The sequence below is a fragment of the Streptomyces sp. NPDC040432 genome (genome assembly GCF_055595445.1).
On sequence record NZ_JBVIVP010000004.1, the window covers coordinates 15074 to 36130 of the forward strand.

Consider the following 21057-nt stretch of genomic DNA (forward strand, 5'->3'; position numbering starts at 1 on the left):
CATCTGCTTTATGCACCCCTGACCGCCCCATGCTCTCAGCTGGCGGAACGTCCGTGGACCCGTCGCCGGTGTGACGTAGCCTGCGGCCCCATGAGCGCACGTCTGAGCAAGATCGCAATCGTGACCGGGGCGGGCACCGGCATCGGCCGCTCCGTGGCCCTGACCCTGGCGGGGGCCGGCTGGTCCGTGGCCGTGGCGGGCCGTCGGACCGGACCCCTGGAGGACACCGCCGCGGCCGCCGGGACCGACGCGGACGTGTTCCCCGTCCGCGCCGACGTCAGCGACCCCGACGACGTGAACGCGCTCTTCGGGGCGGTGCGTGAGCGCTACGGACGCCTCGACCTGCTCTTCAACAACGCGGGCACCTTCGGCCCCGGCGGGGTTCCGCTGGAGGACATCTCGTACGAGGCCTGGAAGTCCGTCGTCGACGTCAACCTGACCGGGGCCTTCCTGTGCGCGCAGGCGGCCTTCCGGCAGATGAAGGCCCAGGACCCGCAGGGCGGCCGGATCATCAACAACGGCTCCATCTCCGCCCACGTCCCGCGCCCCAACTCCATCGCCTACACGGCGACCAAGCACGCCATGACCGGCCTGACGAAGTCCCTCTCGCTGGACGGCCGCCCCCACCGGATCGCCTGCGGACAGGTCGACATCGGCAACGCGGCGACCGAGATGACCGAGCGCATGCAGACCGGCATCCTCCAGGCCGACGGCCGACTCGCGGTGGAGCCCGTCATGGACGCCGCCGACGTCGCCCGCACGGTGCTCCACATGGCGGAGCTGCCGCTGGAGGCGAACGTGCAGTTCGCGACGGTGATGGCGACCGCCATGCCGTACATCGGCCGCGGCTGAGCCCGCGCGGGCGACGGTCCGGCCGCCGGGAATGGTGCCCGGCCCGCTGCGGTTGAGCCGATCATGACGACCGAAGTGCTGCGCTACACCGCCTTCTCCGAGGACCCCGCCGGCGGCAACCCGGCCGGGGTGGTCCTCGACGCCGCCGGTCTCGACGAGGCCGCCATGCTGGCCGTCGCCGCCCGGCTCGGCTACAGCGAGACGGCCTTCCTCACCGGCCCGGCCGGACCGGCCGAGCCCGGTGGAACGGCCCCGGAGCCCGGCCGCGGCTTCACCGTCCGGTACTTCAGCCCGAAGGCTGAGGTGCCGTTCTGCGGACACGCCACCGTGGCCGCGGCCGTGGCGCTGGCCGAGCGGATCGGTCCGGGGGAGTTGGTCTTCGACACCCCGGCCGGCACCGTGCCGGTGTCCGTCACCTCCGAGGAGGGACACCTGAGGGCCACCCTGACCAGCGTCGTCCCGCACGTCGAGGACATCGCCGCGGACGACCTAGCGGAGGCACTCGCCGCCCTCGACTGGCCCGCCGCCGACCTCGACCCCGAACTGCCGCCGCGCATCGCCTACGCGGGCGCCCGCCACCTCGTGCTCGGCGCGGCCACCCGCGCCCGCCTCGCCGACCTGTCGTACGACTTCCCCCGGCTGGAGGCCCTGATGGGGCGCCTGGACCTGACCACGGTCCAGCTCGTGCACCGCGCCGGCCCGGCCCTCTTCCACGTCCGCGACCCCTTCCCGGTCGGCGGCGTCGTGGAGGACCCCGCCACCGGAGCCGCCGCGGCCGCCTTCGGGGCGTACGCCCGGCAGCTCGACCTCGTCCCCGAGGCGGCGGTGCTCACCCTCCACCAGGGCGACGACATGGGCCGCCCCGGCGTCCTGACCGTCGAGCTGCGGGCCGGTGACCCCCGGGTGCGGGTGACCGGCGCGGGCGTGCGCATCCCCTGATGCGACTGCTCTCGTACGCGGAGGCCGACCTCCCGGAGGAACTCGCGGCCCGCGTCGCCGCCCTGGAGGCGACGGCCTGGCCCGGCGCCGCTCCCGGGCACGACCCGGCCCTCACCCCGCGGGCGCTGCTGCTGATGGACGCCGACGGGACGGTCGGCGCCTCGTTGGCGCTGCTGTACAAGGAGGTCCCGGTCGCCGGCCGGAGCCGTCGCGCGGCCGGGCTCAGCTCGGTGGTGACCCGGCCGGAGCTGCGGGGCCGGGGCCTGGGCGGCCGGCTGGTGGCGGCGGCCCGCACGGCGTTGGCCGACGACCCCGCCGTGGACCTGGCGCTGTTCAGCTGCGACCGGCCCCTCGTCCCCTTCTACGGGGCGGCCGGCTTCGAGGTCCTGCCCGGCACCGTCCTGGTCGGCGGCACCCCCGAGGAGCCGCTGGCCACCGACGCCCCCGGCTTCGACAAGGCCGTCCTCGCGGCGTTCTTCACCCCGGACGGGGAGGTCGATCGCACCGCACTGACCGGGACCCGCGTCCCGCTGCACCCGGGGAACACCGACCGCCTCTGGTGACGGCGCGCCCCGGGGCTCGACGGCTCACCCCCGGGCGGCGCCCGGGGTCCCGGCGGGCGTGCCCGAGGGCTTGCCGGAGCGGACCGGCAGCAGGAACAGCGTCAGGACCACCGCCAGGTACAGCGCCCACACCACGAGTTGGAGGACCGTCGGGTCGGGCTGGAAGTTGAAGACGCCCTTGAGGAGCACCCCGTACCAGCTGTCCGGCGGGATCGCGCCGCTGATGTCGAACGCCCGGTTCTCCAGGCCGCCGAGGAAACGGGCCTCCTGGAGGTCGTGCACCCCGTACGCGAGGACGCCCGCGGCGACGACGACGAGCATGCCGCCGGTCCACGTGAAGAACTTCGACAGGTTGATCCTGAGCGCGCCGCGGTAGAACAGCCAGGCCAGCACGATCGCCGTCGCGATGCCGAGCAGGACCCCGATCAGCGGCGCCGAGGAACCCTCGCCGCTCGCCCGTACCGAGGCCCATACGAACAGGGCGGTCTCCAGGCCCTCGCGGCCCACCGCGAGGAACGCGGTCGCCACGAGCGCGCCGGTGCCCAGCGCGAGCGCCGCGTCGAGCCTGCCCTGCAACTCGCCCCTCAGGTGTCGCGCGGTGCGCTTCATCCAGAAGACCATCCACGTCACCAGGCCGACGGCGACGATCGACAGGGTCCCGCCGATCAGCTCCTGCGCCTCGAAGGTCAGCTCCTGCGTGCCGAATTCGAGCAGGGCGCCGAACGCGAGCGAGAGCGCGCAGGCGATCCCGACGCCGATCCACACCGGGCGCAGCGCGGCCCGGTTGTCGGTCTTGACCAGGTAGGCGACCAGGATGCAGACGACGAGGCCCGCTTCCAGACCCTCGCGCAGGCCGATCAGATAGTTGCCGAACACGGCGGTTCCTCTCCGGAGGGGACTACGCGAACAGCGTCCGACCCCACCAGTCGTCCTCGTCGCGGACGCCCGGCGGGACGGCGAAGACTGCCGAACCCACGTGCTGGATGTATTCGTTGAGTACGTCCGACTTGGCCAGCGCGCGCTGGATGGGGACGAAGCCCGTCCGGACGTCGCGCTGGTAGGCGAGGAAGAACAGGCCCGCGTCGAGCCGGCCCAGGCCGTCCGTGCCGTCGGTGAAGGAGTAGCCGCGGCGCAGGATCGTCGCCCCGTTGTTGGAGTCCGGGTGGGCCAGTCGGACGTGCGCCTCGGGCTTCATCGCCTTCAGGAACGGCTCGTCGCGCTCCTTGGACTTGCCGACGGGAGCGCCCTCGCCCTTGTCCCGGCCGAAGATGTCCTCCTGCTCCCGGAGGGAGGTGCGGTCCCAGGTCTCGATGTTCATCCGGATGCGCCGAGCGACCAGGTACGAACCGCCGGCCATCCAGTCGCCGCCGTCCCCGGGCCCGACCCAGACGTGCTCGTCCAGGGCGGCGGTGTCGGTGCCGGAGATGTTCCGGGTGCCGTCCTTGAACCCCATCATGTTGCGCGGGGTCTGTTCGTCGGGCGTGGTGGACGAGGTCTTGCCGAAGCCGAGCTGCGACCAGCGCATCGCGGTCCGGCCGAAGCCGATGCGGGCGAGCTGGCGGATGGCGTGCACCGCGACCTGCGGGTCGTCGGCGCAGGCCTGGACGCAGAGGTCGCCGCCGGAGCGGGCCGGGTCCAGGTTGTCGCCGGGGAAGAGCTCCAGGTCGACGAGGGCCGCCGGCCGCCGGCCGTCCAGCCCGAACCGGTCCCTGGCGAACAGGCCCGGGCCGAAGCCGATGGTCAGGGTGAGGCGGGAGGCCTTCAGACCGAGGGCCTCGCCGGTGTCGTCCGGCGGGGCCTCGGGGAGGCCGCCGAAGCCGCCCTCGCCGACCGGCAGGCCGGCCGTCATCAACCGGGCGGCCGCGGTCCACTCCTTGAGCAGCGCGACCAGCTCGGCCCGGTCCTTGGTCCGCACGTCGAAGGCCGCGAAGTGCAGCCGGTCCTGGACGGGTGTGGCGATGCCGGCCTGGTGCGGGCCGTGGAAGGGTACGGCCGCGCCGGACAGGGCGGCCGGGACCTGGTCCGCACCGGAGCGGAGCGCGGCGACCGCGCCGCCGGTCGCGGCGGCGCCGAGCGCGAGCCCGGCCCCGCCCCAGCCGAGCAGGGCGCGGCGCGAGGGGCCGTTCGCCGTACCGCGGGTCTCTTCCGGGCCCGGCACCGAGTCGTCCATTCGCCTCTCCCGCCTCTTCCGGTCGTCGGCTACTTGGCGACCGCGGCGGCCAGCTTCGACAGCGGCTCCGCGAGCGCGTTCACGCCGTCCGACAGCTCCTTGCGCTCCGCCTCGCCGACCTTGTCGTACGAGGTGAACTCGTAGGAGGTCTTGTCGGCGCGGTACTTGTCGAGGAGCAGGGTCAGCGCGGCGAACTGGGTGTCCAACTGCTTGGTGAGCGCGGGGTCGTTCTTCTCGGCGGTCGGCTTCAGCAGTTCGTACGACTTCTGCGCGCCCTCGACGTTGGCCTTGAAGTCGACGAGGTCGGTGTGGCTGTAGCGCTCCTCCTCACCGGTGACCTTGCCGGTGGCGACCTCGTCGAGGAGCTCCTTGGCGCCGTTGGCCATGGAGGTGGGGGTGATCTCCGCCTGACCGACCTTCTTCTGCCAGTCGGTGAGGTCGGCGATCAGGGTGTCGGCGAGCTTCTTGTCGTTGTCGTCGATCTTGTTGTCCTGGAAGAGGGACTTCTCCAGGCGGTGCCAGCCGGTCCAATCCTTGGCCGGGTCCTGGCCGGCTTCCAGGCCGTCCTCGCGGACGTCGACCTTCGGGTCGATGTCGCCGAAGGACTCGGCGACCGGCTCGGTGCGCTCCCAGCCGATGCGGGAGGGCGCGTACGCCTTCTTCGCGGCCTCGACGTCCCCGGCCTTGACGGCGTCGGCGAACGCCCGGGCCTTCGGGAGCGTTTCGTCGGCCTGCTCCTGCACGTACTTGCGGTAGGCGGCGACCGCGGCGTCCAACTCGGGGCTGCGCTTCTCGCCGCCGCCCTCGCCGGTGGCCTTGACCTTCTGGCGGATGCCGTCGCCCTTCATGCCGGGCTTGCAGACGATCTCGTAGTCGCCGGCCTTGATCTCCGCGGTGATGGAGGCCTTGGTGCCGGGGCCGATGTTCTCCCGCTCGGTGACGATGCGGTCGTCCGGGAAGAGCACGTAGAGCTCGGTGACCTTGGAGCCCTTGTTCTCGACGTCGATGGTGACCTTGCCCGCGGGGAACTCCTTCGCGGAGACCTCGCAGGCGCTGTCGGACGCCTTCACGCTGATCGCGTCGGTGCCCGTACCGCCGCTCTTCTCGGCGCAGCCGGTGACGGCGGTGAGCGCGGCCACGGCGGCGGCCGCGGTGAGGACGGTGATGCGGGCGGGGCGCATGGGGGCTCCTGCGGGGCTGAGGACGGGGGGTGATGAGCGAGTGAGGCAGGCCTAACTTAACCGAGGCTTACCTCACCTCAACCCGCCCGTCCAGTGAATCACCTCTCACATTTCCACCCCGGACACAAGCCCGTCACGGCCCCGCCATTTCACTCTCAAGCCGTGGTCAAGCCCGGGTCAAGCCGGGGTCCGTGAGCCGTCCCGCGCGGTCGTCGGCGGTGCCCGGGCGGGTCCGCTCGCGCAGCGGAACGACGAGCGGCGCGCCGGTGCGCGGGTGCGGGAACACCTCCACCCGCTGCCGGTAGACACGGCTCAGCAAGGCGTCGCCGAACACCTCGGACGGAGGCCCGTCCGCCGCGATCCCGCCGTCGTGGAGCACGGCCGCCCGGTCCGCGTACGCCGCCGCCAACCCGAGGTCGTGCAGGACGACGACCACCGCGTCCCCGGCCGCCGCCCGCTCCCGGCAGATCCGCAGCACGAGCTCCTGGTGGCGCAGGTCCAGCGCCGCGGTGGGCTCGTCGAGCAGCAGCAGCGGGGCCCGCTGGGCGAGGACGCGGGCCAGCGCGACGCGGGCCCGTTCGCCCCCGGACAGGGCGGAGAAGGGCCGCCGGGCGAAGTGGGTGACCTCGGTGGCGGCCATGGCGGCGGCCACCTCCTCCTCGTCCGCGTCGGCGAAGGCGGTGCCCGCCCAGGGTGCGCGACCCATCCGTACGACGTCCGCGACGGGGAAGGGGAACGACAGGGCGGCGGCCTGCGGGAGCACGGACCGGCGCAGCGCCAGCTCGGGCGCCGACCAGTCGCCCACCGGGCGCCCGTCGATCCGTACGCTGCCGGAGGTCGCGGGCAGGTCGGCGGCGAGTGCGGCGAGCAGGGTGGACTTGCCCGCGCCGTTCGGTCCGACCAGGGCCAGCACCTCACCCGCCACGGCGGTCAGGTCGATCCCGGAGAGGACCTCGCGGTCCCCGAGCCGCAGGCGCAGACCCTCGATCTCGGCGACGGCGGCCCCGGGCAGCGGCCGGTCCGGGACCGTCCGCTTGTTCCGGCCGAACAGCCCGGTCAGCTTGCTGGTCACGCCCAGCCTCCTTGCTTGCGGCGGGTGCGACGCAGCAACCAGAAGAAGAACGGGCTGCCGATCAGGGCGGTCAGCACGCCGAGGGGCAACTCGGCGGGCTGGGCGAGGGTACGGGCGGCCAGGTCGCCCGCGAGCAGCACGAGGGCCCCGGCCAGCGCGCTGCCCGGCACCAGGAAACGGTGCCCGGGGCCGTTCGCCATCCGCAGCAGGTGCGGGACGAGGAGCCCGACGAAGGTGATGACGCCGGCGACGGCGACGGCCGCCGCCGTCAGCAGGGCCACCACCAGGATGAGGGCGACGCGCAGCCGCTCGACGTCGATGCCGAGGTGGCGGGCGGGGCGCTCGCCCAGGGCGAGCAGGTCGAGCTTGCGGGCGTAGAAGGGGGCGACGAACAGGCCGGCGAGGGCGCAGGGGAGGACGGCGAGCACCTTGGGCCAGGTGGCCTGGGCGAGCGAGCCGAGCTGCCAGAAGGTGATCTGGTTGACCTGACCGCTGTCCGCGAAAAAGATGAACATGCCGATCAGGGCGCCCGCGAAGGCGTTCACGGCGATGCCGGTGAGGATCAGGGTGACGACCTCGGTCCGGCCGCCGTTGCGGGACAGCAGGTACACGGCGCAGACGGTGATCAGGCCCGCGACGAAGGCGCAGGCCGTGATGGTCCAGTTCCCGAGGAAGGTGAGGCCCAGTCCGATCGCGGCGACCGCGCCGACGGCGGCGCCGGCCGAGATGCCGATCACGCCCGGCTCGGCGAGCGGGTTGCCGAAGACGCCCTGCATGAGGGCGCCCGCGCAGCCGAGGCTGGCTCCGACCAGCAGCGCGAGGACGACGCGGGGCAGCCGTACGTTCCACAGCACGCTCTCCCCGACCCGGTCGAGGGCGGCGCCGCCGAGGCCCATGCGGTGCTGGATCGAGGCGAGCACGTCCCCGGTCGGAATGCGGTAGGCGCCGGTTCCGGCGGAGAGGAGCGCGCACGCGACGAGGGCGGCGGCGAGGACGACGGTGAGCACCAGGGCCCGGCGACCGCGCGGCCCGGCGGGACCCGCGTCGGGTCCGGCGGACGGTTCGGCCGGCTCCGGCGCCCCGGGCCCCTGCGGGGCCGAGGGCGGGTGCGGGAGTGCGGCCGGCTTCGTCACCGCCGCCTCCGTCACGGGCGTTTCCGTCGCGGTCGGCCGGTCCGTGGCGGAGCCGGCGGCCTGCGGGGGATCGTAGGGGAGGGTCATGCTCAGGCGCCCTTGCCGTAGAGCTGCGCGACCAGGGAGGAGAGCACCTGGTCGGTGCGGGGCCCGTAGTTGAGCAGCACGCCGTCGTCGACGGTGACCACTCGGCGGTCCATGCCGGCCGGGGTCTGGGCGACGCCCGGGACCTTGACGAGGCCGTCGACCCCGCCGACCGATTCGAGGCCCTTGGTCATGACCAGGATCGCGTCGGGCGCGGCGGCGGCGAGGGCCTCGCTCGTGATCGGGGTGAAGTCCTTGCCGAGGCCGGAGTCCTTGCCGGTGTCGACGGCGCCCGCGGCCTCCAGCAGCGAGGCGGCGCCGGAGTCGGAGCCGCCGAGCAGGTACACGGAGGCGGTGCCGCGCAGGTAGAGGAAGGCCACGCGGGGCTTCTTCCCGGAGGCGGCCGGAACGTCCTTGCGGGCGGCGGCGATCCGGTCGGCGGTGCGCTGCTTGAGCTGCGCGCCGGCGTCCTGGACGCCCAGCGCGCCGGCCACGGCGTCGATCCGCTTCGGGACGTCCTCCAGCGTCTTGGCGGGGGCGATCACCAGGACCGGGATCCCGGCGTCGCGGATCTGCTGAATCGCTTCCGCGGGGCCGGTGGTGGTCTCGGCCAGCACCAGCGTCGGGCGCAGCGACAACACGCTCTCGGCGGAGACGTCGTGTCCACGTGTCACCACCGGCAGGGCGGAGGCCTGCTCGAAGGTGGCGGTGATGTCGCGGGCGACGACCTGCTTGCCGAGCCCGAGGGTCTGGACGATCTCGTTGAGGCTGCCCGTCAGCGGGATGATCCGGTCCGCGGAGGTGACGGTCACCTGGGGGCCGTCCACCGAGGGCACCGTCACCGGTAGGGCCGGGACCGGTGCGGCGGCGAGCGGCTCGATCCGGTCCGGGACGGCCGCGGCACTCGCCGCGGGGGAGTTTTCGGGGGTGGCCGTACCTCCGCATCCCGTCACCGCCAGGGCCATCGCCACGAGGGCAACGGCGAGGCGGGGGAAGCGGTTTGACGCGGCGGGCGTAGGCACGAAGGCACCGTCCTGATCGTCCGACTGGGGGCTCTGAGGTTCTGCCGGCGTGGGGGTTCCCCCCTCGACCGGGATAGCTTAGGTTAGCCTAACCTCGCTTGCTAGACCCTGGAGGGGACATTCATGCCCGCAAGATCCGTCCGTGTGTTCGCCGTCGCCCTGCTGGCGGCCTTGCTGGGTGCCCTGCTCCCGGCCACCGCGGCTCATGCGGCGAGCCGTACCGTACAGGGCGGCCGACTGGACTGGGGCCTCAAGTCCTCCTTCCAGAGCTACGTCACCGGTCCCATCGCGAAGGGCGGCTTCAAGCTGAGGAGCGGAGCCGCCACGGTCGGCGGCAGCCTCTTCCGCTTCCACTCGGCGAACGGCTCCTACGACCCGGACACGGGTGAGTTCACGGCGTCCTTCACCGGCGGCGTGGCCTTCCAGGGCCACCAGAAGCCGGACGGCGCGTACGAACTGGACATGACCGTCAGCCGTCCGACCGTCAGGATCTCCGGCGGCAGCGGCACCCTCTACCTGGACGTCTCCAGCAAGGCCAAGGACACCGGGGCGGTCACCAACCAGTCCCAGGTCCCCTTCGCCACCCTGGGGCTGGGCGGCATCAACATGAAGGGCGGCGGCAGCCCGCTCGCCCTCACCAACGTTCCGACCACCCTCACGGAACAGGGCGCCAAGGCCTTCGCCGGCTACTACCAGGCCGGCGCGCGGCTCGACCCCCTCTCGCTGTCCGCCGACGTCAAGGCCCCGACCGCCGAACAGCCCGCGCAGCAGCCCTCGCGGCAGCCCTCGCAAACGCCGAGCACCCCCGCCGCGACCCCGCAGGCGCAGGGCGCCTTCACCGACGCCGCCGTCGACTGGGGCATCCGCCGCACCTTCCGCGAGTACGTCACCGGCTCCATCGGCCAGGGCAAGTGGACCCTCGCCGAAGGCGCCCAGGACGGCGGCGCGCTCTTCCGCTTCCCCCAGGGCAAGGGCTCGTACGACGGCTCGAAGGGCGCCCTCGACGCCGCGTTCGCCGGCACCGTCCACTTCACCGGCGCCCACCTGGACCTTAAGCTCGCCAAGGTCGGGGTCAAGGTCGAGAACGGCAAGGGCGTCCTGTCCGCCGACGTCACCACCGGCACGGAGACCAAGAACGCGGTGGCGCTCGTCGAGTTCGACGCCAAGGCGCTGAAGACCGAGGGCAACCTCGCCACCGTCACCGAGGCCCCGGCCACCCTCACCGAGGGCGGCTCCCAGGCCTTCAACTCCATGTACAAGGCCGGCACCGAGATGGACCCGATCTCGCTCGCCGTCGCCCTGGACGGCAGCGCACAGCTCCCGGCCCTGCCCGACCTGGGTTCCACCGCCGCCCCCGCGCCGGCCCCCCAGGCCTCCTCCCCCTCCGCCGCTCCCGCACCGGCACCCGCCGCCGCGGCGAGCAAGTCCTCCGACACCGGGCTGTACGTCGCCCTCGCCGCGGCCGTCCTGGTCCTGGCCGGCGGCGCGGCCTTCCTGGTGCTGCGGTCCCGCCGCGCGAACGCGGCCGAGCCCGCGCCCGCCGCGCCCGCGTCCCCCGACGCCCCGTAGCACCCGCCCCACCCCCTTCCTCTTCGTCACGGTCCTTCAGGAGCACCCAGCCATGTCGTCGTCCCCCCGCCGCCCGATCGCCGTCGCGGCCGCCGTACTCACCGCCGCCGCCCTCGGCACCACCGCCTTCGCCCTGCCCGCCACCGCCGACGGCAACGCCCCGGCCGCAGCCGCGCAGGCCGCAGCGCAGCCCGCGGCGGCGCAGGCTGCCGCGCCCATCCCGGTGCTCGACGGCACCCTCGACTGGGGGGTGCTCACGAGCCTGCGCGAATACGTGAAGGGCATCGGCTCGGTCACCGTCCAGGACGGCGCCACCGAGATACCCGGAGGCTTCCGCTTCGGGCAGGCGACGGGTCAGTACGACAAGGACGGCGGCCACGTCGTCACCGCGAACTTCAAGGGCCGCGTCGTCTTCGACGGGACCGCGCACGGGTTCGTCGTGAAGATGGAGAACTTCCGGATCAGCACCGGCACGAAGAAGCTGACGGCCGACGTCACCAAGAACGGCACGCTCACGCCGAACGTGCCCCTCGCGGACGTGGCCTTCACCGGAATGAACATGGCCGGCCTGTCGACCAAGCTGACCCCGGAGTTCGCCGCCGTGTTCGCCCGCCCCGCCTACTCCGGCGCGGACGGCGACAAGGTCACGGTGGCCCTGAAGTTCGCCCCGCCCGTGACGCCCCCGGTCACCCCGCCGGTGACGCCTCCCGTGACCCCGCCCGTCACGCCGCCGGTGACCCCACCGGTGACGCCTCCCGTGACCCCGCCCGTGACCCCGCCGGTGACGCCTCCCGTCACCCCGCCGGTGACGCCGCCGGTGACCCCGCCCGTCACGCCTCCCGCCGACGGCCCCCAGAAGATCCTCAGCGGCAAGCTGACCTGGGGCATCATGCAGTCCTTCCGCGAGTACGTCGGGGAGAAGGGCATCACCGCGTCCGGCGGCGCCGCCAAGAGCGGCAACACCTACGCGTTCGCCTTCGGCAAGGGCGAGCTCGACACCAAGAACCGCAAGCTGAACGCCGCCTTCGACGGCACCCTGCGCTTCGAGTACCCGGCGCACGCGCTCGACCTGACGTTCAGCAACATCCGCGTCGTCGGCAACGGCGCGACGGGCACGCTCACCCTCGACGCGAAGACGGCCGCGGGCCTGCGCAAGGACATCCCCTTCGCGACGCTCGACCTGTCGAAGGCCGACTACAAGACCAAGGACGGGCTGCTCGCCCTCAACGGGGTCCCGGCCGTCTTCACCGAGCAGGGCTCCGCCGTCTTCGCCAACGACAACGCCGTCCTGGACAAGTACAAGCCGGGCAAGCCGATGGACTCCCTCGACCTCTCGGTGGCCGTGGACAAGGACGTCACCCTCCCGCCGGCCGGCAGCGGCGGCAGCGGCTCCTCGGGCGGCAGCACCACCGGCGCCGGCACCACCGGCGGCGCCGTGGGCGGCGGTTCGGTCGGCGGCGGCGGTTCGGCCGGTGGCGGCGGCTCCGTCGGCGGCAACCTGGCCACCACCGGATCCGAGGTCCCGGCCGGCGCCCTCCTCGGGGCCTCCGCCCTGGTGGTCGCCGCCGGTGCGGGCGCGGTGTTCGTCGCCCGTCGGCGCCGAACGGCCCAGGCCTGAGCCGTGCTTGAATGCCCGCGTGAACGATCTCGATGTGCTCAAGGTCTTCTGCGCGGGTGACGGCCGCTTCGGCAATCCGCTCGGAGTGGTCCGTGACGGCCGCACCTGCCCGGACGACGCGTCCCGGCAGGCGCTGGCCGCCGAACTCGGCTACAGCGAGACGGTGTTCGTCGACGACCCCGAGCGCGGGGTCGTCGACATCCGCACGCCCGGCACCCGGATGGCCTTCGCGGGACACCCGCTCGTCGGCGTCGCCTGGCTGCTCGACATCGAGGAGCTCAACCCGCCGGCCGGCTCCGTATGGGCCCGCGGCGACGGGGAGTTCACCTGGATCACGGCCCGCCCCGAGTGGGTCACGGGCAAGCGCACGGAGCAGTACGCGAGCGCGGCCGAGGTCGACGCCCTGCCGGCCCCGCCCCCGGGCGAGGGTTGGCTGTACGCCTGGGCCTGGGAGGACGAGGCCGCCGGCCGGGTCCGGGCCCGCGGCTTCCCCCGGCGCCCCGACGGCGCCGTCGTCGAGGACGAGGCCACCGGCTCCGCGGCGATCCTGCTGACCGCGCAACTCGGCCGCGCCCTGAACATCACCCAGGGCGAGGGCTCGCAGATCCTCACCGCCCCGGCCCCCGACGGCACGATCGAGATCGGCGGACGGGTCCGCTTCGCCGCCTGAGGGCTGTCCCGTGGGGCGACGCGTCGGACATGACGGAGGGCCGGCCCGGTGCGCATCGCACCGGGCCGGCCCTCCGTTCGCGTACGGGGTCAGGCGCTGAGGCGGAACTGCTCGCCCAGCTCGCGGAAGACCGCGCCGTTGAAGTCGAAGGCGCGCTTGCACTCGTCGATGATGCGCTGCTTCTCCAGGTCGTCCGCCGCGATCGCGTCCAGCAGCTCCCGGTAGGTCCGCTTGAAGGCGGCCGGGTTGGAGATGTCGGCGAACACGTAGAACCGGACGCCGTCGCCCTTGCGCTCGAAGCCCCAGGTGCGCTCCGCCTTGTCGCGGATGATCTGGCCGCCGGAGAGGTCGCCCAGGTAGCGCGTGTAGTGGTGGGCCACGTAGCCACCGGGCCAGGACGCCGCGCACTCGGCGACCCGCTCGGCGTACGCCGCGGTCGCGGGCAGCGCGACCAGGCTCTCGCGCCACCCGGGCCCGCGCAGGTGGGCCAGGTCCCGCTCGATCTCGGCCTGCCGCATCAGCTCGGGCCTTATGAACGGCCCGGCCACCGGGTCCTCCCGGAGGGCGTCGGCCGCCTCCTCCAGCGCCCGGTACACGAACCACAGCTGCTCGGTGTAGCGGGTGTACGCGTCCACGCCGAGCCGCCCGCCGAGCAGGTCGCTCATGAACGTCGAGGTCTCGGCCTCGGTGTGCTGCTCGTGCGAGGCGACACGGATGACCGTGGAGAAGGCGTCCAAGACGGACCTCCGGAAAGGAAGGGGAAACAGGCGTGGCGGCAGTGCCGCCATGCCCGATCTTCCTACTTAGGCTTGCCTAAGTCAATGTGTTCCCGACGCCTTGTCGGTAAAAAGGTCCGGATGGTTCATGCCTACGGCAAGGTCAGGATCTCCGCCCCGCTGTCCGTCACCACGAGCGTGTGCTCGAACTGCGCGGTCCGCTTGCGGTCCTTCGTCACCACGGTCCAGCCGTCGTCCCACATGTCGTAGTCGTGGGTGCCCAGCGTCAGCATCGGCTCGATCGTGAAGGTCATGCCGGGCTCGATGACGGTGGTGGCGTGCGGGCTGTCGTAGTGCGGGATGATCAGACCGGAGTGGAACGACGAGTTGATGCCGTGCCCGGTGAAGTCCCGGACCACCCCGTAGCCGAAGCGCTTGGCGTACGACTCGATGACCCGGCCGATGATGTTGATCTGGCGGCCCGGCTTGACCGCCTTGATCGCCCGGTTCAGGGCCTCGCGGGTCCGCTCCACCAGCAGCCGCGACTCCTCGTCCACCTCCCCGCACAGGTAGGTGGCGTTGTTGTCGCCGTGCACCCCGCCGATGTACGCGGTCACGTCGAGGTTCACGATGTCGCCGTCCCGCAGGACGGTCGAGTCGGGGATGCCGTGACAGATGACCTCGTTCAGCGAGGAGCACAGGGACTTCGGGAAGCCCCGGTATCCCAGCGTCGACGGGTAGGCACCGTGGTCGCACATGTACGCGTGGGCGACCGCGTCCAACTCGTCGGTGGTCACCCCCGGCGCGATGAGCTTGGCGGCCTCCTCCATCGCCTGGGCGGCGATCCGGCCGGCGATGCGCATGGCCTCGATGGTCTCGGCCGTCTGCACCTCCGGTCCGGTGTACGGAGTGGGCGCGGGCTTGCCCACGTACTCGGGCCGGCGGATGTTTCCGGGAACGGAACGGACGGGAGAGAGCTCGCCTGGTACGAGCAGCGACTGGCCAGACATGCGAGCGAGTGTATCCAGCGGGGATGGGGCAGCATGGCTGCGAGAGCAGCATCGAGAGGAGCCGGACGACGATGGCCCTGTTCAAGAAGCGTCAGGTGGGCAAGCCGGGCGAGTGGTACTACTGCCTGGTCCACAACAAGGTGGAAGAGGGCCCCGACTGCCCCGCCAAGGACCGCTTCGGCCCGTACGGGAGCCCCGAGGAGGCCGGCCACGCCATGGAGACGGCGCAGGAACGCAACCTCGAATGGCAGAACGATCCGAAGTGGAACGACAAGACCCGTGAGGAGGGCGAGGGCGGGGCCGCGACGCCCTAGGACCTGCGCCCGCGCCGCCTACCAGCGGCCGGCCGGCGGGGCGGTCAGCTGATCGGCCAGCCGCGCCAGCCGGTCCCGGAACCGCCCCGGCCCCCGCCGGGCGGCCGGGCCGTTCTCCCCGGCCGCCGCGCTGACCAGGTGCTGCACCGTGTCCAGATCCAGACCGGCGGTGTCCGGCGGCACCGACAGCGCCTCGTGCGCCAGCGCGCCGAGATCGGGGTCCCCGGCGTCCAGCGCCAGTACGGTGGCCCCCGCGCGGCGGGCGTCGTGGACCCGCTCCAGCAGCCCCGCGCCGGGCCGCTCCGGAGCCACCACCAGCAGCGTGTGCCCGCGCCGGGCCCCCTCCAGCCGCCCCAGCCCCACCGACAGGTGCGGCGGTTCCCCCGGCAGCACCCGGTGGCGCACCAGCGTCGGCGCCAGCTCCGGCAACCCCGACCAGGCGGCCTCGTCCACCAGGTGCGCGGCCATGTGCCAGGGCTCGTACTGTTCCGTGCCGACCAGCAGCGGACCGCTCCCGGACGGCGTCACCGACCGGCGCAGCGAACCCGCGAACCGGCGGGCCTCCCGCGGCCACTCGGTACCGGCGAGCACCTCACGCAGCAGCGCGACCCTGACGGCGTCCATGACGGCATCCTGCACCATCGGGCACACCTTCAGGAGCGCTTCCTTCCACTTGGCCGTGCACCACGGGACTCGAACCGGCGACTACTCGGCAGTACCCTCGCCCCCATGACCTCCACAGACAGCACGCAGAAGCCGCCGGCCAAGGACCCCTGGGACCTGCCGGACGTCTCCGGCCTCGTCGTCGGCGTCCTCGGCGGCACCGGCGACCAGGGCCGGGGCCTCGCCTACCGGCTCGCCCGCGCCGGTCAGAAGGTGATCATCGGCTCCCGCGCCGCCGACCGCGCCGAGACGGCCGCCGCGGAACTCGGCCTCGGGGTCGAGGGCGCCGACAACGCCGACTGCGCGCGCCGCAGCGACATCGTGATCATCGCGGTGCCGTGGGAGGGCCACGCGAAGACCCTGGAAGCCCTCCGCGAGGACCTCGCCGGCAAGCTCGTCGTGGACTGCGTCAACCCGCTCGGCTTCGACAAGCAGGGCGCCTACGCCCTCCCGGTCGAAGAGGGCAGCGCCGCCCAGCAGGCCGCCGCCCTGCTCCCCGACTCCCGGGTCACGGCCGCCTTCCACCACCTCTCGGCGGTCCTGCTCCAGGACGCCTCGGTGGAGGAGATCGACACCGACGTGATGGTCCTCGGCGAGTCCCGCGCCGACACCGACCTCGTCCAGGCCCTCGCCGCCCGCATCCCCGGCATGCGGGGCGTCTTCGCCGGCCGGCTGCGCAACGCCCACCAGGTCGAGGCCATGGTCGCCAACCTGATCTCCACCAACCGCCGCTACAAGGCCCACGCCGGACTCCGCCTCACCGACGTGTGAGCCCCCCGTCGGGGCCGCCCGCAGCGGCCCCGACGGCATCCGGCCCTCCCGCGGCCGTGCCCCGGCCGTCCGCGCCGGGGCGCATGGGGGACACTGGAGGAGCTCGACCCCGCCCCGTGTCGCCGAGGAGCTGTTCCCGATGCCCCGCCTTGCCGTGTTCGCCGTTGTCGTCTGCGTCCTCGCCGTGGCCGCCGCCGTGGTCGCCTTCGTCGAGGGCAGCTTCCTCGGCATCGTGTGGGTGCTGCTGGCCGGCCTGACGTCGAACATGGCCTGGTACTACATGCGCAAGGCCAAGGCGGAGAAGCCCCAGAAGGTCTGAGCCCCGCCGCCGGGCCCCCGGCCCGGGCCTCCCGCGCCTACTCGGCGGGGAGCGCGCAGAAGAACCCGTCCGTCTCGTTCCAGAAGCGGTACAGGTCGCGACCGCAGTACGTGTCCAGGTCCGACACGCCGAGCGTGCTCAGCACCCCGCTCACCGCGTCGAAGAAGGCCGTGTTGACGGACGGGATCCACAGCAGCACGAACACGCCGATCAGCGCGAACGGCGCCAGCGGCTCCACCTCGCGGCGCACCCGGTGCGGCAGCCACGGCTCGATGACCCCGTACCCGTCCAGGCCGGGCACCGGCAGGAAGTTCAGGATCGCCGCCGACACCTGGAGCAGGGCCAGGAAGGCCAGCGCCATCCGGAACGGCACCGGCACCCCGTCCAGGGCGTGCAGCCAGAACGGCGCCGTGCACACCACGGCGAAGGCCACGTTGGTCAGCGGACCCGCCGCCGAGATCAGACTGTGCTTCCAACGGCCCCGGATCCGACCCCGCTCGATGTACACGGCGCCACCGGGCAGACCCAGCCCGCCCAGGATCACGAAGACCACCGGCAGGACGATGCTCAGCAGCGGGTGCGTGTACTTCAGCGGGTTCAGCGTCAGATAGCCCTTCGAACCGACGCTGATGTCACCGCCGTGCAGGGCCGTGCGGGCATGCGCGTACTCGTGCAGGCACAGCGAGACGATCCACGCCGAGGTCACGAAGAGGAAGACGGCCAACCCCGGGCTCGCCGCGTAGCCCGTCCACACGGCCCAGCCCGTGACCGCCATGACGGCGACCACGCCGAGGAATACGGAACTGATCTGCCGCTCGCCGCGGCTGCCCTGGTGACCCATGCGGCGAAACCTACCCCGGCCCGTGCGCGGGCAGGAGTGCGGGGGCGGCGACAATGGGCCGGTGCATTATGCGATTCTCGGCACCGCCCAGGCCATCCGCGACGACGGGAGCACCGTCGCCGTCGGCGGCCCGCGCCTGCGGGCCCTGCTGACCGCGCTCGCCCTGCGTCCGGGTCGGGCGGTCCCGCCCGCCCTGCTGGTCGCCGACGTGTGGGACGCGGAACCGCCCGCCGACGCCCCCGCCGCGCTCCAGGCCCTCGTCGGTCGGCTGCGGCGGGCCCTGGGACCCGGGGCCGTGCGCTCCGCCGAGGGCGGCTACCTGCTCGACGCGCGGCGCGAGGACATCGACCTGTACCGCTTCGAACGCCTCGTCCGCGAAGCCTCCGACACCCCCGACCCGGCGGGCGCCGCCGCCCGCTACGACGAGGCCCTCGCCCTGTGGCGCGGACCGGCCCTGGCCGACCTGCCCGACCCGGCGGCCGAGGCCGCCCGCTGGGAGGCCGTACGCCTGGACGCGCGCCGGGGTCGGCTCGCCGCGGCCCTCGAACTCGGCGACGCCCCGCGGATCCTGCCGGAGCTGGCCGAACTGTGCGCCCGCCGGCCCCTGGACGAGCCCCTTCAGGTGCTGCGGATCCGGGCCCTGCGCGACGCCGGCCGGCCCGCCGAGGCCCTGGCCGCCTACGAGGACGTCCGCCGCGACCTCGCCGCCCGCCTGGGCGCCGACCCGGGCCCCGCCCTGCGCGCCCTGCACACCGAGCTCCTCAGCCCGCCCGAGCCGCAGCTCCCGCGCACCCCGGTGGTGGCGGCGCCCGCGGGGACCGCCCCCACCCCGGCGCCCGCCGAGCCCGCGTCGGTCACCGGCGGCCCCGCCCCGGCCGAGCCGGCAGCCGCCGCCCCGCGCCCGCCCGAGCCGGCGCCCGCCCCGGGCAACCTCCGCGCCCGCCTCACCACCTTCGTCGGTCGTGAGGACGACATCCGGGTCATCGGCGAGGACCTCGCCCGCGCCCGGCTCGTGACCCTGCTCGGCCCCGGCGGCGCCGGCAAGACCCGCCTGTCCCAGGAGGCCGCCGAGGCGCACGCCGACCGGGCCCGCGCCGACCGGGCCCGCGCCGACGGGACCCCGGCCGACGGGGCGCACCTCCCCGACGCCTGGACCGACGGGGTGTGGCTCGTCGAGCTGGCCCCCGTGGACGACCCCGAGGATGTCGCCGAAGCCGTCCTCGCCGCCCTCGGAGCCCGCGAGACCAAGCTCCGCGGCGCCGCAGCCGAGGAGATCCGGGCCCTGACCGACCGGGCCGGCGACGACCCCCTCGACCGGCTCACCGAGCACTGCGCGCGCCGCCGGATCCTGCTGCTCCTCGACAACTGCGAGCACGTCATCGGCGCCGCCGCCGAACTCGCCGAACGGCTCCTCACGCACTGCCCCGGCGTGCAGATCCTGGCCACCAGCCGCGAACCCCTCGGCGTACCGGGGGAGACCCTGCGCCCCGTGGAACCCCTGCCCGACCCGGTCGCGCTCCGCCTCCTCGGGGACCGGGGGGCCGCCGCGCGACCCGGCTTCAGCCCGGCGGACGACCCGGTCGCCGCCGCCGAGATCTGCCGCCGCCTCGACGGCCTGCCGCTGGCCATCGAACTGGCCGCCGCCCGGCTGCGGCTGCTCACCCCGCGCCAGATCGCCGACCGGCTCGACGACCGGTTCCGGCTCCTCACCGGCGGCTCCCGCACGGTCCTGCCCCGCCAGCAGACCCTGCGGGCCGTCGTCGACTGGTCGTGGGACCTCCTCGACGAAGCCGAACGCACCGTCCTGCGCCGGCTGTCCGTCTTCGCCGGCGGCTGCGACCTCGCCGCCGCCGAGACCGTCTGCGCGCACGGCGGCCTCGACATCGCCGACACCCTCGGCTCCCTCGTCGACAAGTCCCTCGTCGTCGCCACCCCCGGCCCCGACGGCGCCGACATGCGTTACCGCCTCCTGGAGACCGTCGGCGAGTACGCCGCCGAACGCCTCGCCGAAGCGCCGGGGGATCTCGGCGCCACCGGGCACCGTCACCTCGTCCACTACCGGGAACTCGCCCGCACCACCGAACCGGTGCTCCGCGGACACGGCCAGCGGGCCGCCGCCGACCGGCTGGCCACCGAGTACGAGAACCTGCGCACCGCCCTGCGCCGGGCCGTCACCACCCGCGACGCGGACGAGGTGCTGTGCCTGATCCACTCGCTGGGCTGGTACTGGCACATGCACGACCTGCGGGCCGAGTCCCGGCACTGGACCGAGGCCGCCGCGGCGCTCGGCCCCGACCCCTTCGCCCCGCCCGTGGTCCCCGCCGAACCCGTACACGAGCGGCTCGTCGACTCGCCCCCGCCCTACTCCGGCGAACTCCTCACCGAGGCCTGGCGCGCCGTCCACCTGGTCCGGCTGGCCGCCCGGGACCAGACCAACGACACCTGGAACAGCCCGGACGTCCGGGCCCAGATCGACGGGGTGCTCACCGCCTACCGGCCCGGACTGCCCCAGACCTGCCGCACGCCCAGCTCCCTGTGGATCTACGCCGTCATGATCTCGGGCAACCCCGGGTTGCTCAAGGAGGTCGTGGACGCGACGGTGACCACCGCCCGTGCGCTCGGCTACCGCTGGGAACTGGCCTCCGCGCTCCAACTGCGCGCCAACGTCCTCGCCAACCGTGCCGACTGGGCCGGTGACGCCGCCCGCGACGCCGACGAGAGCCTGGCGCTGTTCCGCGACCTCGGCGACGCCTGGGGCTGCGCCGAAGCGCTGTCGGCGCGCGCCGAATCCCTGGAGAAGCGCGGCGAGTACGGCCCGGCCGCCCGCGACTACCGGGAGGCCATCGCCTACGCCGAACGCCTCGGCGCCAAGGTCCAGGTGGCCGTGCTGCGCGTCCGGATGGCCGGGACGCTCTCGGAGAGCGGCCGGCACGAGGAGGCCGAGCAGATCCTCAAGGACGTCACCGCCACCTTCCAGCAATACGGCACCGAGGCCCTGCCGGCGGCCCGGATGTTCCTCGCGGGCATCCTCGGCCGCACCGGCCGCATCGCCGAGGCCCGGGAGCAGCTCCAAATCCTGCGCGACGAGTTCGCGTTCGGCGCGTTCGCCGTCTTCGACGGCTTCCTGCTCGGCACGATGGCCTGGCTGGACAACCGGGAGGGCCGCCACCAGGACGCCCTGGACCGGATCCGCCCTGCCATGGGGTCCGTCCAGGACCCGATGGCGCTGCTGGTGGCCCCGCAGATGCCCGCCGTCTACCTGCTGACCGCCGGCCTCTCCCTGGCGTTCCTCGGCGGCGAGCGACGGATGCGCGACGCGGCCCGGCTGATGGGCGCCTACCGGGCCCTGCTGCCCACGGGGCACTTCCCCGTGTCGACCGAACGCGAGGACTCCGCCCGCGCCGAGGAACTGCTACGTGAGGCGCTGGGTGACGCGGCGTACGAGGCGGCGTACGCCGAAGGCGGCGGCCTCACCCTGGAGGAGGCCACCGCCCTGTTCTGCTGATCCGGGCCCGGGTCGGGGGCCCGTCCGGGACGCGATCCGAACGGA

Annotated in this window: 20 protein-coding genes; 10 read left to right on the top strand and 10 right to left on the bottom strand. The window is 73.6% G+C overall.

Annotated elements, in window-relative coordinates:
- Positions 1-90: 90 nt before the first annotated feature.
- From ACZ58N_RS10365 to ACZ58N_RS10375, 3 genes are all read left to right on the top strand, one after another.
- Positions 91-852, top strand: coding sequence for an SDR family oxidoreductase (locus ACZ58N_RS10365; RefSeq protein WP_471157614.1), 762 nt, complete (start codon positions 91-93; stop codon positions 850-852).
- A gap of 63 nt (positions 853-915) precedes the next feature.
- Positions 916-1791, top strand: a complete 876-nt coding sequence (locus ACZ58N_RS10370) for a PhzF family phenazine biosynthesis protein (protein WP_471157616.1) — start codon at positions 916-918, stop codon at positions 1789-1791.
- Positions 1791-2354, top strand: a complete 564-nt coding sequence (locus ACZ58N_RS10375) for a GNAT family N-acetyltransferase (RefSeq protein ID WP_471157617.1) — start codon at positions 1791-1793, stop codon at positions 2352-2354. Before ACZ58N_RS10370 ends, ACZ58N_RS10375 begins: the two co-directional genes overlap by 1 nt.
- A gap of 24 nt (positions 2355-2378) precedes the next feature.
- Here ACZ58N_RS10375 and efeU read toward each other — a convergent pair whose 3' ends face one another.
- The 6 genes from efeU to ACZ58N_RS10405 form a co-directional block, all read right to left on the bottom strand.
- Positions 2379-3230: an iron uptake transporter permease EfeU gene (gene efeU, locus ACZ58N_RS10380; RefSeq protein ID WP_471157618.1), complete on the bottom strand. Its 852-nt coding sequence runs from the start codon at positions 3228-3230 to the stop codon at positions 2379-2381.
- Positions 3231-3252: 22 nt separating this feature from the next.
- Entirely contained in the window at positions 3253-4524 is a 1272-nt protein-coding gene (gene efeB / locus ACZ58N_RS10385; protein WP_471157620.1) for an iron uptake transporter deferrochelatase/peroxidase subunit, read from the bottom strand.
- Between the two features lie 29 nt (positions 4525-4553).
- Positions 4554-5705, bottom strand: coding sequence for an iron uptake system protein EfeO (efeO, locus tag ACZ58N_RS10390; protein WP_471157621.1), 1152 nt, complete (start codon positions 5703-5705; stop codon positions 4554-4556).
- A 166-nt stretch (positions 5706-5871) separates the two neighbouring features.
- Complete coding sequence (locus ACZ58N_RS10395) at positions 5872-6717, bottom strand: heme ABC transporter ATP-binding protein (protein WP_471158277.1); 846 nt, start codon at positions 6715-6717, stop codon at positions 5872-5874.
- A gap of 56 nt (positions 6718-6773) precedes the next feature.
- A complete protein-coding gene (locus tag ACZ58N_RS10400) occupies positions 6774-7910 on the bottom strand; it encodes a FecCD family ABC transporter permease (protein ID WP_471158279.1) in 1137 nt (378 codons plus the stop codon).
- A gap of 89 nt (positions 7911-7999) precedes the next feature.
- Entirely contained in the window at positions 8000-8959 is a 960-nt protein-coding gene (locus ACZ58N_RS10405; protein ID WP_471158280.1) for a heme/hemin ABC transporter substrate-binding protein, read from the bottom strand.
- Between the two features lie 180 nt (positions 8960-9139).
- On the opposite strand from ACZ58N_RS10405, the gene ACZ58N_RS10410 reads away from it, so the two are divergent.
- From ACZ58N_RS10410 to ACZ58N_RS10420, 3 genes are read left to right on the top strand one after another with little or no spacing between them, the layout of a single operon-like run.
- Positions 9140-10585 carry an HtaA domain-containing protein gene (locus tag ACZ58N_RS10410; protein WP_471157622.1) on the top strand — a complete coding sequence of 482 codons (1446 nt, stop codon included), beginning with the start codon at positions 9140-9142 and terminating at the stop codon, positions 10583-10585.
- A gap of 52 nt (positions 10586-10637) precedes the next feature.
- Positions 10638-12203: an HtaA domain-containing protein gene (locus tag ACZ58N_RS10415; RefSeq protein ID WP_471157623.1), complete on the top strand. Its 1566-nt coding sequence runs from the start codon at positions 10638-10640 to the stop codon at positions 12201-12203.
- A 19-nt stretch (positions 12204-12222) separates the two neighbouring features.
- Positions 12223-12873, top strand: coding sequence for a PhzF family phenazine biosynthesis protein (locus tag ACZ58N_RS10420; RefSeq protein ID WP_471157624.1), 651 nt, complete (start codon positions 12223-12225; stop codon positions 12871-12873).
- Positions 12874-12962: 89 nt separating this feature from the next.
- Here the strand turns inward: ACZ58N_RS10420 and ACZ58N_RS10425 are convergent, their stop codons facing one another.
- Together ACZ58N_RS10425 and map are read right to left on the bottom strand one after the other, a co-directional pair.
- The gene (locus tag ACZ58N_RS10425; RefSeq protein WP_471157626.1) at positions 12963-13610 is read right to left on the bottom strand and encodes a biliverdin-producing heme oxygenase; all 648 of its coding nucleotides are present in this window, start codon (positions 13608-13610) and stop codon (positions 12963-12965) included.
- A 131-nt stretch (positions 13611-13741) separates the two neighbouring features.
- Complete coding sequence (gene map, locus ACZ58N_RS10430; RefSeq protein ID WP_389705372.1) at positions 13742-14599, bottom strand: type I methionyl aminopeptidase; 858 nt, start codon at positions 14597-14599, stop codon at positions 13742-13744.
- 71 nt (positions 14600-14670) lie between these two features.
- Here map and ACZ58N_RS10435 point away from each other — a divergent pair, with 71 nt between their 5' ends.
- On the top strand, positions 14671-14913 hold the full coding sequence (locus ACZ58N_RS10435; RefSeq protein WP_471158282.1) for a hypothetical protein: 243 nt from the start codon (positions 14671-14673) through the stop codon (positions 14911-14913).
- A gap of 18 nt (positions 14914-14931) precedes the next feature.
- On the opposite strand, the gene ACZ58N_RS10440 is transcribed toward ACZ58N_RS10435, so the two are convergent.
- Positions 14932-15537 carry a hypothetical protein gene (locus ACZ58N_RS10440; protein ID WP_471158284.1) on the bottom strand — a complete coding sequence of 202 codons (606 nt, stop codon included), beginning with the start codon at positions 15535-15537 and terminating at the stop codon, positions 14932-14934.
- 105 nt (positions 15538-15642) lie between these two features.
- On the opposite strand from ACZ58N_RS10440, the gene npdG reads away from it, so the two are divergent.
- A complete protein-coding gene (gene npdG / locus ACZ58N_RS10445) occupies positions 15643-16347 on the top strand; it encodes an NADPH-dependent F420 reductase (RefSeq protein ID WP_471157628.1) in 705 nt (234 codons plus the stop codon).
- 139 nt (positions 16348-16486) lie between these two features.
- Positions 16487-16666, top strand: a complete 180-nt coding sequence (locus tag ACZ58N_RS10450) for a hypothetical protein (protein WP_471157629.1) — start codon at positions 16487-16489, stop codon at positions 16664-16666.
- 37 nt (positions 16667-16703) lie between these two features.
- Here the strand turns inward: ACZ58N_RS10450 and ACZ58N_RS10455 are convergent, their stop codons facing one another.
- Entirely contained in the window at positions 16704-17507 is an 804-nt protein-coding gene (locus ACZ58N_RS10455; protein WP_471157630.1) for a site-2 protease family protein, read from the bottom strand.
- Between ACZ58N_RS10455 and ACZ58N_RS10460 the strand changes: the two genes are divergently transcribed.
- Positions 17506-21012, top strand: coding sequence for an AfsR/SARP family transcriptional regulator (locus ACZ58N_RS10460; RefSeq protein WP_471157632.1), 3507 nt, complete (start codon positions 17506-17508; stop codon positions 21010-21012). The genes ACZ58N_RS10455 and ACZ58N_RS10460 overlap by 2 nt on opposite strands.
- The last annotated feature ends 45 nt before the right edge of the window (positions 21013-21057 follow it).

Coding starts and splice junctions, on each gene's coding strand:
- efeB (WP_471157620.1), bottom strand. CDS start 4,524: ATGGACGACTCGGTGCCGGGCCCGGAAGAGACCCGCGGTACGGCGAAC.
- ACZ58N_RS10405 (WP_471158280.1), bottom strand. CDS start 8,959: ATGGCCCTGGCGGTGACGGGATGCGGAGGTACGGCCACCCCCGAAAAC.
- efeO (WP_471157621.1), bottom strand. CDS start 5,705: ATGCGCCCCGCCCGCATCACCGTCCTCACCGCGGCCGCCGCCGTGGCC.
- ACZ58N_RS10410 (WP_471157622.1), top strand. CDS start 9,140: ATGCCCGCAAGATCCGTCCGTGTGTTCGCCGTCGCCCTGCTGGCGGCC.
- ACZ58N_RS10370 (WP_471157616.1), top strand. CDS start 916: ATGACGACCGAAGTGCTGCGCTACACCGCCTTCTCCGAGGACCCCGCC.
- ACZ58N_RS10460 (WP_471157632.1), top strand. CDS start 17,506: ATGCGGCGAAACCTACCCCGGCCCGTGCGCGGGCAGGAGTGCGGGGGC.
- ACZ58N_RS10450 (WP_471157629.1), top strand. CDS start 16,487: ATGCCCCGCCTTGCCGTGTTCGCCGTTGTCGTCTGCGTCCTCGCCGTG.
- npdG (WP_471157628.1), top strand. CDS start 15,643: ATGACCTCCACAGACAGCACGCAGAAGCCGCCGGCCAAGGACCCCTGG.
- ACZ58N_RS10375 (WP_471157617.1), top strand. CDS start 1,791: ATGCGACTGCTCTCGTACGCGGAGGCCGACCTCCCGGAGGAACTCGCG.
- map (WP_389705372.1), bottom strand. CDS start 14,599: ATGTCTGGCCAGTCGCTGCTCGTACCAGGCGAGCTCTCTCCCGTCCGT.
- ACZ58N_RS10455 (WP_471157630.1), bottom strand. CDS start 17,507: ATGGGTCACCAGGGCAGCCGCGGCGAGCGGCAGATCAGTTCCGTATTC.
- ACZ58N_RS10365 (WP_471157614.1), top strand. CDS start 91: ATGAGCGCACGTCTGAGCAAGATCGCAATCGTGACCGGGGCGGGCACC.
- ACZ58N_RS10415 (WP_471157623.1), top strand. CDS start 10,638: ATGTCGTCGTCCCCCCGCCGCCCGATCGCCGTCGCGGCCGCCGTACTC.
- ACZ58N_RS10435 (WP_471158282.1), top strand. CDS start 14,671: ATGGCCCTGTTCAAGAAGCGTCAGGTGGGCAAGCCGGGCGAGTGGTAC.
- ACZ58N_RS10440 (WP_471158284.1), bottom strand. CDS start 15,537: ATGGACGCCGTCAGGGTCGCGCTGCTGCGTGAGGTGCTCGCCGGTACC.